Annotated in this window: 11 protein-coding genes; 6 read left to right on the top strand and 5 right to left on the bottom strand. The window is 73.0% G+C overall.

Annotated features, from left to right (window positions below):
• Positions 1-5: 5 nt before the first annotated feature.
• From HA073_RS18760 to HA073_RS18745, 4 genes are all read right to left on the bottom strand, one after another.
• Positions 6-2606 carry a hypothetical protein gene (locus HA073_RS18760; protein WP_166456955.1) on the bottom strand — a complete coding sequence of 867 codons (2601 nt, stop codon included), beginning with the start codon at positions 2604-2606 and terminating at the stop codon, positions 6-8.
• A 74-nt stretch (positions 2607-2680) separates the two neighbouring features.
• Positions 2681-2989 carry a cupin gene (locus HA073_RS18755; RefSeq protein WP_069087953.1) on the bottom strand — a complete coding sequence of 103 codons (309 nt, stop codon included), beginning with the start codon at positions 2987-2989 and terminating at the stop codon, positions 2681-2683.
• The gene (locus HA073_RS18750) at positions 2986-3936 is read right to left on the bottom strand and encodes an LLM class F420-dependent oxidoreductase (protein ID WP_166456954.1); all 951 of its coding nucleotides are present in this window, start codon (positions 3934-3936) and stop codon (positions 2986-2988) included. The genes HA073_RS18755 and HA073_RS18750 overlap by 4 nt, the downstream gene beginning before the upstream one ends.
• A 2-nt stretch (positions 3937-3938) precedes the next feature.
• A complete protein-coding gene (locus tag HA073_RS18745; protein ID WP_064446604.1) occupies positions 3939-4721 on the bottom strand; it encodes an ABC transporter ATP-binding protein in 783 nt (260 codons plus the stop codon).
• A gap of 284 nt (positions 4722-5005) precedes the next feature.
• Between HA073_RS18745 and HA073_RS18740 the strand changes: the two genes are divergently transcribed.
• A complete protein-coding gene (locus tag HA073_RS18740) occupies positions 5006-6034 on the top strand; it encodes an ABC transporter substrate-binding protein (RefSeq protein ID WP_043328275.1) in 1029 nt (342 codons plus the stop codon).
• A 132-nt stretch (positions 6035-6166) separates the two neighbouring features.
• On the top strand, positions 6167-6970 hold the full coding sequence (locus HA073_RS18735) for an ABC transporter permease (RefSeq protein WP_280841742.1): 804 nt from the start codon (positions 6167-6169) through the stop codon (positions 6968-6970).
• 160 nt (positions 6971-7130) lie between these two features.
• Here the strand turns inward: HA073_RS18735 and HA073_RS18730 are convergent, their stop codons facing one another.
• Complete coding sequence (locus tag HA073_RS18730) at positions 7131-8312, bottom strand: ABC transporter substrate-binding protein (protein WP_043328278.1); 1182 nt, start codon at positions 8310-8312, stop codon at positions 7131-7133.
• Between the two features lie 447 nt (positions 8313-8759).
• On the opposite strand from HA073_RS18730, the gene HA073_RS18725 reads away from it, so the two are divergent.
• Genes HA073_RS18725 through HA073_RS18710 form a run of 4 tightly spaced genes read left to right on the top strand, consistent with a single transcriptional unit; the run spans position 8760 to position 13253 of the window.
• Positions 8760-11828: a sensor histidine kinase gene (locus HA073_RS18725; protein WP_113974775.1), complete on the top strand. Its 3069-nt coding sequence runs from the start codon at positions 8760-8762 to the stop codon at positions 11826-11828.
• Entirely contained in the window at positions 11825-12232 is a 408-nt protein-coding gene (locus HA073_RS18720; RefSeq protein ID WP_013288588.1) for a roadblock/LC7 domain-containing protein, read from the top strand. Before HA073_RS18725 ends, HA073_RS18720 begins: the two co-directional genes overlap by 4 nt.
• A gap of 60 nt (positions 12233-12292) precedes the next feature.
• Positions 12293-12655, top strand: coding sequence for a DUF742 domain-containing protein (locus HA073_RS18715; protein ID WP_030501578.1), 363 nt, complete (start codon positions 12293-12295; stop codon positions 12653-12655).
• On the top strand, positions 12636-13253 hold the full coding sequence (locus HA073_RS18710; protein ID WP_030501577.1) for an ATP/GTP-binding protein: 618 nt from the start codon (positions 12636-12638) through the stop codon (positions 13251-13253). Before HA073_RS18715 ends, HA073_RS18710 begins: the two co-directional genes overlap by 20 nt.
• Positions 13254-13261: the final 8 nt, after the last annotated feature.

Below are 13261 nucleotides of genomic sequence, written 5' to 3'. Positions count from 1 at the left end.
CTCGTTCAGTCGCGGTGGTGCCGCCCGGTACGCAGCGAGCGGGCGTCGTCGGCGTTGTCGTCCGAGGCGAGACCGGCGACCCAGTCCACGTACTCGTCGTCGGCCGCGGTGGTCGGCTCGGCCGTACGCTCGGCCGGCTCCGGCTCATCCTTGGCCCGGTTGCGCCGGAACAGGCCGCGCCGGGCCTTCGACTTCCCGGCGGGCGCGTCGGCGTCGTCGGGTCCGGAGTGCCGCCCGCGCCGGGAGTCCGCCTCCGTCTCCGTGGCCTCCGGCGGCGCGGCACCCGCCTCGCCCGGTACGGCAGTCGCCGCCTCGGGCCGGGCGAGCGGCATCCCCGCCTCCGGCCGGGCGAGCGGCCCCGCCGGTCGGGCGTTCGTGGCGAGCGCGTCCCAACCGGTGCTCGCACCCGGCTCGGGCAGACCACGGTGCCGGGGACGCGGCGCCGGCTCGCCCGGGGCGACCGCGTCCGCGGCGTCCCGGTCCGGCGCGTCCGGTTCGGCGGTCGCGCGGTGCGGCCGGCCCGCCGGGGTGATCGGCCAGGCCGGGCGCACCTCGCCGGGCTGCCCGGTCACGTCCTCGAACATCGCGAACCGCGGCCGGGTCGACGGGGCGGGTGCCGGGTCGTCGAAGAAGAAGTTGCGTCCGGTACGCCCGGTCGGCGCCACCACGTTCGAGTCGGTGCTCGTGTCGTCCCGGTCCGGGTTCGTGGCCTGGGGGATCGGCTCGGCGTCGGCTCCCCCGCTCGGCGCAGCTTCGGTTCGGCCGCCCGGTGTCGTCGGCGCGGTGTCGGCCGGGCCGGAGGAGGCCGGACCGGTGGCGCGCGGCGCCTTCGGAGTGCGGGTACGCCGGGGGCGTGCGGCGCGGCCGGCCGCGCCGGTGTCTCCGGGGGCTTCGGCCGGTGGCGCGGCGGGGGCGTCACTGCCCGCGTCGGCCGTGACCGGCCCGGCGAGGGCGCCGCTGTCCGTACGCGGGCCGGGAACGTGGCTGTCGGCGGTGGCCGGTGATGCGTCCTTCGCGGTGGTGCCCGCGCCGGCGCTGGGAGTGGTGACGTCTCCGGGGCGGGGTGCTGTGCCGTCGGCGGATGACACCGGCCCGTCGGTAGTCCCGCTGGACCGGCCCGCGCGGGTACGGCGCGGCCGGGTCACCCGTGGCGTGGTCGCCGCCGCTTCCGGCGCCGGTGCGGCATCGTCCGTGCCGGTGCCGGTGCCGGTGCCGGTGGCGGTCTCGCTGTCGGCCGGAATGCCGGTGGCCTGCCCGGACGCTCCATCGGCGGCTTCGGAACCGGCGGCCGGGTCGGGAGCGGCCGGACGGTCCGTGGTGGCCGCCTCGCCGGTGCTGTCCGCGTGGGCCGTGCCCGGACCCGTGCCCGGACCCGCGACCGGGTCGGGGCGGCCCGCGGCGAGGACGTCGATGGCCGAGGTCCGGCGCCCCGGGGGCAGCAGACCCGGCATGGGCTGGCCGTGGCTCGTGTCGGCGACGGCCGGGCGCTCACCCGCCGGCCGTTCCGCAGCGGTGGGCAGATCGGCGGCGGGCAGATCCGCGAGGGCTGGCCGGCCGGCGGCGGGAAGATCGGTACCGGCCGGAGCCGTCGCCGTGGCCGAGCCGCCGGGCTCCGGCCAGTTCCAGTGCGCGGGCGCGGCGGCGCCGCTCGTCACCGGCGGCGCGGGCGGGGCGGCCGGGACGCCCGGAGCGGCCGAGTGCGGCAGCGGCGCGAGGATGTCGGTGGCCTCGACCGCGTCGGGATCGCCGTCGGCGGTGACCGGCCGGGGCAGCATCGTGGTGGCGGTCGAGCCGAGCGCACCGGCGACGACAGCGATCAGCGCGCCGTAGTAGGGCGCGATCTGGTACCTGTCGATCGCCGCGCCCGGGCCGGCCGTCAGGTAGGCGAACGCGACGAGCACCGGACCGGCCGCGCCGGCCGCGCCACCGACCAGCGGCGGCCATCCGGCGCGGCGGGCCAGCACGCCGACCGCGCCACCGGCGAGCAGGGCCAGCGTGGGCAGCAGCAGCATGGACAGGCGCTGCGCGGCCGCCGGGTCCAGCCAGGACGGTTCGAGGACGCCGAGCCGGACGGATGCCAGCGGGCGGTCCGAGACGATGGTGGGCGCGACGGACAGCAGCGCCAGCAGCCAGACGATCCCGGCGGTGATCGCCACACCCCAGCCGAACGGCGGCTTCAGCAGTACGGCGATCGCCGCGCCCGCGCCGACCACCGCGCCGAGCGCGGCGCAGACACCGGCGGCCCAGACCGGGTCGACGGATCCGGCCAGCTCGGCCGCGCGGGCCGGCTGCATGCACAGCGGGGCGACCACCGTCGCGCCCAGCGCGCTGACGCCGGCGATGGAGAGCAGTTCGGTGGTGCCGCCGGGGAGGTCGTCGCGGCGGGCGAAGCGCTCGGTGAGGACGGCTCCGGCGACCGTGGCGACCACGGCGAACCAGCCCACCCAGACGAGCTGGGCGGGCCACCTGTTCACCGAGGCGTCGACGAACGCGCCGTCGAGGCGGACGACTCCGAAGCCGTACGCGATGCCCAACTGGCCGGCCCCGGCCAGTACGCTCACTCCGAGCGCCGTGAGCAGCAGCCTGCCCCACGTCCGAAAGGCCATGTCCGGCACGTTACGGCCCGGTGCCCCCGATCGCCACCTTGCCGCCGCGCGGCGCGGCGAACCTGCCGGCGTGGCTACTTCAGCTCGACCAGCCGGGCGAGGTAGGTGGTGTCGCCGACGTTGGTCAGCATGTGCACCGCGCCCGGATCCCGGTAGACGACGCCGCCGGTCGGCTCGTCGGCGTCGATGGTGGTGCCGTCGATCGTCTGCACCACGTTCTTCGCGCCCTGGACCGCCACCACCAGGTACGGGTGGTCGTGGCGGTGCAGCGGCTGCCGCTCACCCGGCTCCAGCCGGATGTGCCAGACCCGTACCCGGTCGTTCTCGTACACGATCTCCTGGCCCACCGGGCCGAGTTCGAGGTCGGCGGAGAGTTCGGTCATCGTGGTCCGTCCAGTCGGGGGAGCACCTCGGCGGCGATGAGCTCCACGTGGTCGAGGTCGTCGAAGTCGATCAGGCGCAGGTGGACCCGGGTGGCCCCGACCGCGGCGAACTCGCCGATCCGGTCGACGAGCTGGGCGGGGGAGCCGACCACCGGGTCCTCCGGCGGCAGCGCGCTGGTGACGTGCAGCGGGGCGGCCCGGCGCTGCGCCTCGGCGTCGGTGCGTCCGATCGCCACCACGATGCCGGCGGAGAGCGTCAGCGGGGCCCGGCCGGAGGCGTCCCGGCCGGTGCGGTCGCACGCCTCCCGGACCCGGTCGTACGCGGAGGCGGTCTCGGCCACGCTCTTGAACGGCATGTTGAACTCGTCGGCGTAGCGGGCGGCCAGCTCGGGCGTGCGCTTCGGTCCCCGGCCGCCGACGATCACCGGCGGGCCGGGCTGCTGCACCGGTTTGGGCAGCGTCGGCGCGTCGACCAGGCGGTAGTGCTCGCCGGTGAAGCTGTACGTCTCGTCGGCCGGGGTGCGCCACAGCCCGGTGACGATCTCCAGCTGCTCGGCGAGCCGGTCGAAGCGTTCGCTGACCGGCGGGAACGGGATGCCGAACGCGGTGTGCTCACGCTCGTACCAGCCGGCGCCGATGCCCAGCTCGACCCGGCCGCCGCTCATCCGGTCGACCTGGGCGACCATGACGGCGAGCGGCCCGGGGAGCCGGAACGTGGCGGACGTGACGAGCGTGCCGAGCCGGATCCGGGAGGTCTCCCGGGCCAGCGCGGCGAGCGTCAGCCAGGCGTCGGTGGGGCCGGGCAGCGCCGGCTCGTCCCCCATCGCCCGGTAGTGGTCGGCCCGGAAGAAGCCCTCGAAGCCGGTCTCCTCGACCAGCCGGGCGAACCGGAGCTGGTCGTCGTAGTCCGCTCCGCGGTGGGGTTCGGTGAAGACCGAGACCCGCATGGTCACCGTCCTCCCACGGGTACGCCGGGGGCGTCCCGCTCCATCAGCAGTTCGTGCAGCTCGGCGCTGATCCGCGCGACGTCGGCCAGGTGTTCGTGCCGGCCGAGCGTGCGGGGCCGGGGGACGTTCACCTCGACCACCTCGCGGATCCGGCCGGGGCGCGGGCTGAGCACGACGACCCGGTCGGCGAGCAGCACCGCCTCGTCGATCGAGTGGGTGACGAAGACGATCGTGGCCTTCGTCTCCATGTGCACCCGCTGGAGTTCGCCGGAGAGTTCCTCGCGGGTGAGCGCGTCGAGCGCGGAGAACGGCTCGTCCATAAGCATCACCCGGGGTGAGCCGATGAGCGACCGGCAGAGCGAGACGCGCTGCTGCATGCCACCGGACAGCTCGTGCGGGAGCCGCTTCTCGAAGCCGCCCAGCCCGGCCATCTCCAGCAGCTGGCGGGCGCGGTCGCGGTGCTCGGCCCGGCGCCAGCCGAAGATCTCCACCGGCAGCAGCACGTTGTCCAGCACCGTGCGCCAGGGCAGCAGGGCCGGCCGCTGGAACAGCATGGCCACGTCGCGGCGGGGCTTCGTGATCGGCGTACCGGCCACGGTGATCTCGCCGCCGCTGACCGGGAGCAGGCCGGCGATCATGCGCAGGAGCGTGGACTTGCCACAGCCGGACCGGCCGAGTACGGCGACGAACTCGCCTTCGGCGACGTCGAGGTCGATGCCGCGCAGCGCCTCCACCTGCCCGGATCGGCCGTCGAAGGTGCGGGACACCCCGGACAGTCGGATCATCTTCCGCCGGCTCCCTTCCACGTCGTCCGAATGCGAGCCGGGCTAGCGTAGCGGACGGTGCTTATAGCACTGTCCGGGGTGGACGTCAGTCCGCTTTCCGTCACGCAACTTCGTTTCCGTTCCGCAACCGGGACGGAGGGAGCACGCCATCCGCCTTCTCGTACGCTGTTGCGCGCGAAGAGTCCCCTCACGACGGTCCAGTCGGCCCAACCCTCCTGCCGGCCCCGTCGGACCCACGACCCGACCGGCGAGAAAGTCCTGGTCGGAAAGGACATGGTGCACTGATGAGAAGGCTGACCCGTACGGTCGCCGCCGCGGCTCTGGCTACCGCCCTCGCCCTCGTGGGCGGCTGCAGCAGCGACTCGGACAAGTCCGAGAGCGGCGGCGGAAACGGCGGCGCGCTGGAAAAGGTGACGTACCTCACCTCGTTCGGCAACTTCGGCCGTGACTCCTACGCCTGGGTGGCGAAGGACAAGGGCTTCTTCAAGGAGGCCGGTTTCGACGTCGACATCAAGCCCGGCCAGGGCACCGGCTCCGTCATCCAGACCATCACCGGCGGGCAGGCCCAGTTCGGCCCGATCGACCTGACCGGTGGCATCCTCCAGCTCGGCAACGGCCTGGCGAAGGACTTCGTGGCGGTGGCCGCGATCCAGCAGCGCACCATGGCCGCGATCGTCACGGTCGAGGGCAAGAACATCGCCACCCCGAAGGACCTCGAGGGCAAGAAGCTCGCGGACACCCCCTCCTCCGTCGTGCGCAACCTCTTCCCCACGTACGCGCGGCTCGCCGGCATCGACGGCAGCAAGGTGACCTGGGTCAACGGTGAGGCGCAGAGCCTGATGCCGATGCTCGGCTCCGGCTCGGTGGACGGCATCGGCCAGTTCGTCGTCGGCCAGCCGACGGTGGAGACGGTGACCAAGAAGAAGCCGGTCATCCTGCCGTACAGCAACGTGATGCAGGACCTCTACGGCAACGCGCTGATCACTTCCACGAAGCTCGCCAAGGAGAAGCCGGAGATGGTGAAGAAGTTCACCGCCGCGCTGCTCAAGGGCCTGGAGTACTCGCTGGCGAACCCGGACGAGGCCGCCGAGATCCTGAAGAAGAACGTGCCGGCCGCCGTCCCGGCCGCGGCCTCCGCCGAGCTTCAGCTGATGGCCGCGTACGTCCGGTCGAGCAACTCCGGCACCGCGATCGGCACGCTGGACAGCGGCCGGGTGGCCAAGAGCATCGCCCTGCTGAAGGGCGCGGGCGCGCTCAAGCAGGACCTCACCCCGGACCAGATCATCGACTTCGACCTCGCGCCGAAGGCCTGACCGGTCCGCTCGGGCCAACGGGGGTGCGCCCCGCCGGACACCCGGCGGGGCGCACCCCCTTCCCGTGCCGGTCGCATCGACCGGCGCAGAGAGGAGGACACGTTGACACAGTTGACCGAGGCCCGGCCGGAGGTGCCACAGCCGCGCCCGGCGGTCCGGCGCGGGTTCGCCGTACGTCCGGCCGCGGTCGGGCTGCCGGCGCTCGGCCTGGTGATCGCGGTGGCCGGCTGGTGGCTGGTCACCTCGGGGCTGAACCTGGTGCACCCGGCCGCGCTGCCGCCGCCGCAGGCGGTGGGGGAGTCCCTCGCGAACGCCACCGACGTGCTGCTGCCCGCGTTGGGCATCACCACCTGGATGACAGTGCTCGGCTTCCTGCTCTCGTCGGCCGCCGGGGTGCTGATCGGGATGGCGCTGGCCGCGTCCCGCCGGGTCGAGCGGATGTTCGCGCCGTTGCTGGTGGCCGTGAACGCGGTCCCGAAGATCGCGTTCGGGCCGCTGCTGGTGGTGGCCGTCGGCTGGGGTCAGAAACCCATTCTGACCATGGTGTTCCTGCTCTGCTTCTTCCCGATCGTGCTCTCCACCGCCACCGGCCTGACCACCACGCCGGCGGACCTGGCGGAGCTGAGCCGGTCGCTGAACGCCTCGTGGTGGCAGTCGTTCCGCAAGGTGCGCTTCCCGTCCGCCCTGCCGCAGATCTTCGTCGGGCTCAAGGTGGCCATGCCGCTGGCCGCGATCGGCGCGGTGATCGGCGAGTTCTACTCGGACCGTCCCGGTCTGGGCTACCAGATCCTGCAGTACAACGGCGTCGGCGACACCGCCACCGCCTGGGCGGCGATCGTGCTGGTGGCCCTGATGAGCATCGCGCTCTACGCCGCCCTCAGCCTCGTCGAGCGCCTGGCCCTGCCCTGGGTGAAGGCCACCACCTCAGCCCGCTGACCACAACCAGGTAACCCGACGTCGGCCGAGAACCCAGAAGGAAACCTCAACCCACGGGTCGCAGCCGACCACGAAGGTGTCGCCCCCGGCGCAACCGGCGCAGGGATCAAGCTTGACCGCCCGGAGCCGGTTGTGCCGGGGGCGACACCCCCCACAGCGACTATCCAGCGAGCCGCCAACGCCCACCACGCGCCACCAGCGTCGTCAACGCCTGCGGCATCAACCCGGAGTGGTTGTCCGGCGTCATCCGGATCGGCCCGGACAGCCCGTCCAGCTGCGAGGTCTCCAGCACGTCGCGCAGCGCGTCCCGGTCGACAGTGCCCGGTTCGCCACCGGCGCGCTGCTCGGCGTCCACGATCAGTTGGACCGCGTCGGCCGCGAACGAGGAGAAGCCGTTGTAGCCGCCGAAGCGGGCGGTGTACTCCTGGAACCACTGCCGGCGCGCCGCCTTGGCCGGTGTGGTGGCGATCACGTCGTCGATCACCATGGTCTGCGTGAAGATCAGCGTGGCCTCTTCGGTGGAGCGGGCCGACGGGCCCAGGAAGAGGTCGCCGGCGGCCGCGGCGTCGAAGAACAGCGACCCGCGGAACTTGCTCTGCCGGGCCGTGGTCGCGGCCAGCGTCGCCTGCTCCGGCGTGGTCCAGAGGATCAGGGCCTGCGGCTTGGCGGCGATCAATTCGTTGACCTGCGTGCCGACCTCGGTGTCGGTGAGCCGCACCGATTCGTTGCCGACCAGCCGCACCGTGGTCTTTTCCAGTTCCCGGCGCAGCGCGGTGAGCCCTTCCTGGCCGTAACCGTCGGCGCTGTGCAGCAGCGCGACCTTGCGGATGTCGCGCCGGTCCAGTTCGGTGGCGAGCGCGGCGGCGCTGTCGGCGGCGTTCGGGGCGAGCCTGAAGACATATCGCCGTTCGCCCACCGGTTCGGTGACCGCGCTCGAGGAGGCCAGTGCGATCGTCGGAATGCGCTTCTCGCCGATGGTGCGGGCCGCGCCCACCGCGCATTCGTTGCAGCCGCCCATGATGACGGCGCTCACCCGTGAGTCGCCGCTGAAATCATTGATGTTCCGCAAGGACTCCGCAGCGTCGGAGCGGTTGTCCTTGACCCGCAGATCGATCTTCCGGCCGCCCAGCGCGCCGGACGAGTTCAACTGCTCGACCTTCAGTTCCAGCGCCCGCTGGTACACCTTGCCGACCGGCGCGGACGCGCCGGAGAGTTCCAGGTCGGCGGCGATGACGATGGGGCTGGTGTCCTGCGGTTCCCCGCCGATCCCGCAGCCGGTGAGCGTGGTGGCCAGCACGGCCGATGCGAGCGCCGCGATGCTCGCGGAGCGGATGGGGCTCAACTCAGTCCTCCAGGTGCGGCGCGGGCCGACGCCCGATCACCGCCGCTAGTCCGTCCTCAGTGGAGGAACGGGATTGGTGTGCCGTACGGTGTGCGCGAAGCCTGCAAAACCTTGCCAATGCCGGGGCCTGTGGTCAAGCCGGGATCTCGAGTGCTGTTTCGGGACAGCCATCCCACATGCTGGGGACACGGAACATTAACTGACAATTACTGCACAGAAGCGTGTGACCACTCTGGAGTGACATCCCCTGATCAGGGGGTTGGAGAAAAGAAGGTATTAGGTGATCGGATCACGGGTTGCGCCGACCCCGACCGTTTCCTGCCTCCCTGCGGCTTCCCAAACACGATCTCGTCTGATGAAATCGCGGCCGTGCCGCGCGTGGCGCTGGCCGCTGCACCAGGCACGGGTCAGTGGGTCGCGCGTGGAAGAAACGACGGAGGCGATGTCGTGAGCACCGGACCTACGACCCTGCCCGGGAGCCCCAACGCCGAACAGCGGAACCGGCGACGGCGCCTGCCGAGGCTGCGCGACGCGCGGATCCGCTCGAAACTCGCCCTCATCCTGGTCGTTCCGGTCGCGGCTGTCATCGCACTGGCAACTATCCGACTCGTCTCGGTGGGTCAGGGCGCGTACGAGGCGGACCGGGTCCGGTCGCTGACGGCCGTGTCGGTCGACATCTCGGCGCTCACCCAGGACCTCCACAAGGAGCGGATGGCCGCGGCGGTCTTCCTGGCCAAGCCGGACGAGAAGCCGGACGCGTACAACCTGCGGGTGCGCCAGACCGACGAGCGGATCGCGGCGTACCAGGAGGAGCGGCGCCGCCTCGGCGACGTGCCGGGCGCTGTGAGCAGCCAGCTCAAGGTCATCGACGCCCACCTGTCCACGCTGAACGGCACGCGCCAGGAGGTGCTGGACCGGTCGCAGATGCCGGTGGCCGAGGCCAGCCTGCGCTACGGCATCGTCCTGGACGACCTGGTCGCGTACAGCGACGCGCTGGCCCAGCAGCCGGGCGCGGAGAGCCTGGCCGATGCCCGCCGCGCGGTGGCCGCGTTCGCCCACGCCAAGGCCGAGGTGGCCGAGGAGCAGGCGGTCGCCTTCACCGCGCTCGGCGCCGGCCGGATCGACGAGGAGCAGTTCTCCTCCTTCGTGGCCACCCTGACCGGTCAGCAGGAGGCGCTGCTCACGTTCTCCCGGTCCGCGACGCCGGCCCAGCGGGCCCTGGTGGACCGCACCGTGTCCGGTGACGCGGTCCAGCTCGCCGACCGGGTCGCCGCCGACCTGTCCCGCTCGGTCGGGCGGCCCGCGCTCGTCACCCGCCAGGAGGCGTCCGACGCCATCGGCGCGGTCGACGAGCTGATGCGGTGGGCGGAGATCCAGCTCCTGGACGACCTGCTCGCCGACGCCGACGAGGTACGCGCCGACGTGATCCAGCAGGCGGTCGTGGAGGGCCTGCTGGTGCTGATCACGCTGGCCGTCGCGGTGACGCTCGCCGTGGTGCTCGCCCGGTCGCTGAACGACTCGCTGCGCCGGCTGCGTGAGGGCGCGCTCGCGGTGGCGAACCACGACCTGCCGGACGCGGTGAGCCGGCTGCAGAACGTCAACGCCATCGGCGACGGCGGCGTGGACGAGATCGTCCAGCAGGTCCGGGACCCGATCAAGCTGACCAACCGCGACGAGGTCGGCCAGGTGGCCGTCGCCTTCAACGTGGTCCACCGGGAGGCGGTGCGGGTGGCGGCCGAGCAGGCCGCGCTGCGCACGAGCGTCTCGGCGATGTTCCTCAACCTGGCCCGCCGCTCGCAGAGCCTGGTCGACCGCATGATCGGCGAGCTGGACGCGATCGAGCGGTCCGAGGAGGACCCGAAGCGTCTCGCGCAGCTGTTCGAGCTGGACCACCTGGCCACCCGGATGCGCCGCAACGACGAGAACCTGCTGGTGCTCGCCGGTGCCGACTCGGCGGTGCCGCGTCGCGACGACGCGCTCCTGGTCGACGTGCTGCGCGCCGCGCAGTCCGAGGTGGAGCTCTACAACCGGATCGAGTTCGGCACCGTCGACACCGACATCTCGGTGGCCGCCCACGCCGTCAACGACGTCGTCCGGCTGGTCGCCGAGCTGCTCGACAACGCCACCCGGTTCTCGCCGCCGAACACCTCGGTGGTGGCCGACGGCCGCCGGATCCGCGACTACGTGCTGATCCAGATCGAGGACCGGGGGCTCGGCCTCAGCGACGAACAGCTCGACTCGCTCAACCGGCGACTGGCCGCGCCGCCGACCGTCGACGTGGCAGCGTTCCGGCTGATGGGTCTGGCCGTGGTGAGCCGGCTCGCCTCCCGGTACGGGATCCGGGTCGAGCTGCGCCGCAACGTCGAGGGCGGCACTGTCGCCCAGGTCACGCTGCCGAACTCGACAGTGGTGCTGCCGGCCAACCGTGGTCAGGCCCCGCTGACCCGGCCGCGCCAGCCGCTGGCCGTCGAGCAGTCACCGCTGAGCCAGGTCGGCGTCGCCGACGCGCTTGCCGGCGCCGGCCGGGGCGCCGCCACCGCGACGCTCGCCGACGGGTGGCGCGGGGCGACCACCGCCCCGCCCGCCAGGTGGCAGGCGCCCGCCGAGGCGCGGGACACCACTCCCGCCGTACAGCTGGGCGGGGCGACCGGCACGTTGCCGGCGGTCCCGGCGCCTCCGGCAACGCCGGCCCCGGTCTCCGGGGCGGGCTGGTCGGCCGGCGGGCCGACGGTGGCGTACCCGGCGCTGGACCCGCTGCCCAAGCGGTCGCCGGGCGTCGAGGCCGCCCAGCCGGTCGCACCTCCGGCCTACCAGCCGCTCGCCGCGGCGCCGGCGGTGGAGACCACCCCGGCGACGCCCGTGGTGGCCCGTCCCGAGCAGCGGGCCGAGGCCCCGATATTCCGGGAGATGGAGGCGGTCTGGTTCCGTTCGCACGGAGAGGACGAGACCACGATCTTCACTCGGCCCACCTTCGACGAGCCGCCCGCGCCGGCCCAGCCGGCCGTGCCGCCGCCCGCGGCGTCGGCTCGCCCGCCCCTGCCCACCCGTACCCCGGGCGCCCAGGCGTCGGGGCTGAGCACGCCGGCCGCGTACCACGCACCGGCCGTGCCGGCCGCGTCACCCGCGGACGCCGCCCCGTCGTCGCCCGCCGTCGCGTCGCCGCCCACGGCTGCCGCGGCGCCGCCACCGGCAGCCCCGGCGCCGCCACCCGCCGCCGAGCCCGCTCCCGCCATCGACCCGAGCGCCTGGCGTACGGCGGCCGACGAGGGCTGGACGCGGGCCAGCCGGGCCGCGGAGCCCACCACCGGCGGCACCACCCGTTCCGGCCTGCCCAAGCGGGTGCCGCAGGCCCAGCTCGTGCCTGGTGGGATAGAGCCGAAGAGCGGCCGGGACCGCAGCCGGCGCACGCCGGACGAGGTCCGGGGGCTGCTCTCCGCCTACCACCGTGGCGTCCAGCGGGGCCGTACGGCCGGCGCCGACCTGAACAGCACCTCGACCAAGGAGACGAACCGATGAACAGGCCGGCGGCCATGCAGGACATGGGTTGGCTTCTCACCAACTTCGCCGACAGCGTGGCGGGCATCGCCCACGTGGTGGCGGTCTCCGCGGACGGGCTGCTGCTCGCCTCCTCCCGGGATCTGCCGGGGGACCGGGCCGACCAGCTTGCCGCGATCACCTCCGGCGTGGTGAGCCTGACCGAGGGCGCGGCGCGCATGTTCAGCGCCGGCGGGGTGCTGCAGACCGTGATCGAGATGGACAGCGGCTACCTGTTCCTGATGTCCATCAGCGACGGCTCGTCGATGGCCGTGCTCGCGGCGCGCAGCTGCGACGTGGGCCAGGTCGGCTACGAGATGGCGTTGCTCGTGGAACGGGTCGGGCAGGCGCTGGTCCCGCTGCCGAGGGACGCCGTCCGGTCCTGACCGGGCCCGCCGACATGAGCCGGAGCCGCTGCGCTCCGTACGAGGGGAGGTGATCGCGAGATGGAACCGCGACGTGATCCGCGTGGCGCGCTGGTGCGACCGTACGCGGTCACCCGGGGCCGCACCGAGCCGTTGCAGAACATCGCGCTCGAGGCGGTGCTGTCCAGCACGCCCACGCAGTCGGCCGAGGCGCGGTTCGCCGGGCACGACAAGTACCGCATCTCCTCGGTCTGTGAAGGCCGGGCACAGTCGCTGGCGGAAATCGCCGCTTACACCCGGATGCCGCTGGGCGTCACCCGGGTGCTGGTCGCCGACATGGTGGCCGAGGGCCTGCTGACGCTACACACTGCCGCTCCCGCGACGGGTTTCGCGGCGCGGATGAACCTGCTTGGAAGGGTGCTAAGTGGACTTCGCGAACTATGACCCCGACGGGGTGAACCGCGGCCGGGAGATCATCTCCGCGAAGATCGTGGTCGCGGGCGGCTTCGGCGTGGGCAAGACCACGCTGGTCGGTGCGATCTCCGAGATCCAGCCGCTGACCACCGAGGCGCTGATGACCGCCGCCGGCGTGGGCATCGACGACCCGTCGAAGGTGCCGGGCAAGGAGACCACCACGGTCGCCATGGACTTCGGCCGTATCACCATGGCCGAGGACCTGATCCTCTACCTGTTCGGCACCCCGGGCCAGACCCGTTTCTGGTTCATGTGGGACGAGATCATCCGGGGCGCGGTGGGCGCGGCGGTGCTCGTGGACACCCGGCGGATCACCGACGCGTTCGCGCCGCTGGACTACTTCGAGAACCGCAAGCTGCCGTACGTCGTGGCGTTGAACCGCTTCGACGACGCGCCGCACTACGAGATGGAGGAGATCCGGGAGGCGCTCGCCATCTCCCCGGACGTGCCGATGGTCCTGTGCGACGCCCGTCGGCGCGACTCGGTCAAGCAGGTGCTGGTGACAGTGGTCGAGCACGCGATGCTCCGCCTCCAGGCCGAGCACGGCTACCCGGCCTCGGTGGGCTGACCGCCTGC

It is taken from the genome of Micromonospora sp. CMU55-4, from assembly GCF_011602315.1.
GTDB classification, from domain to species: Bacteria; Actinomycetota; Actinomycetes; order Mycobacteriales; family Micromonosporaceae; genus Micromonospora; species Micromonospora chalcea.
This window is presented reverse-complemented; position numbering and strand designations above follow the sequence as displayed.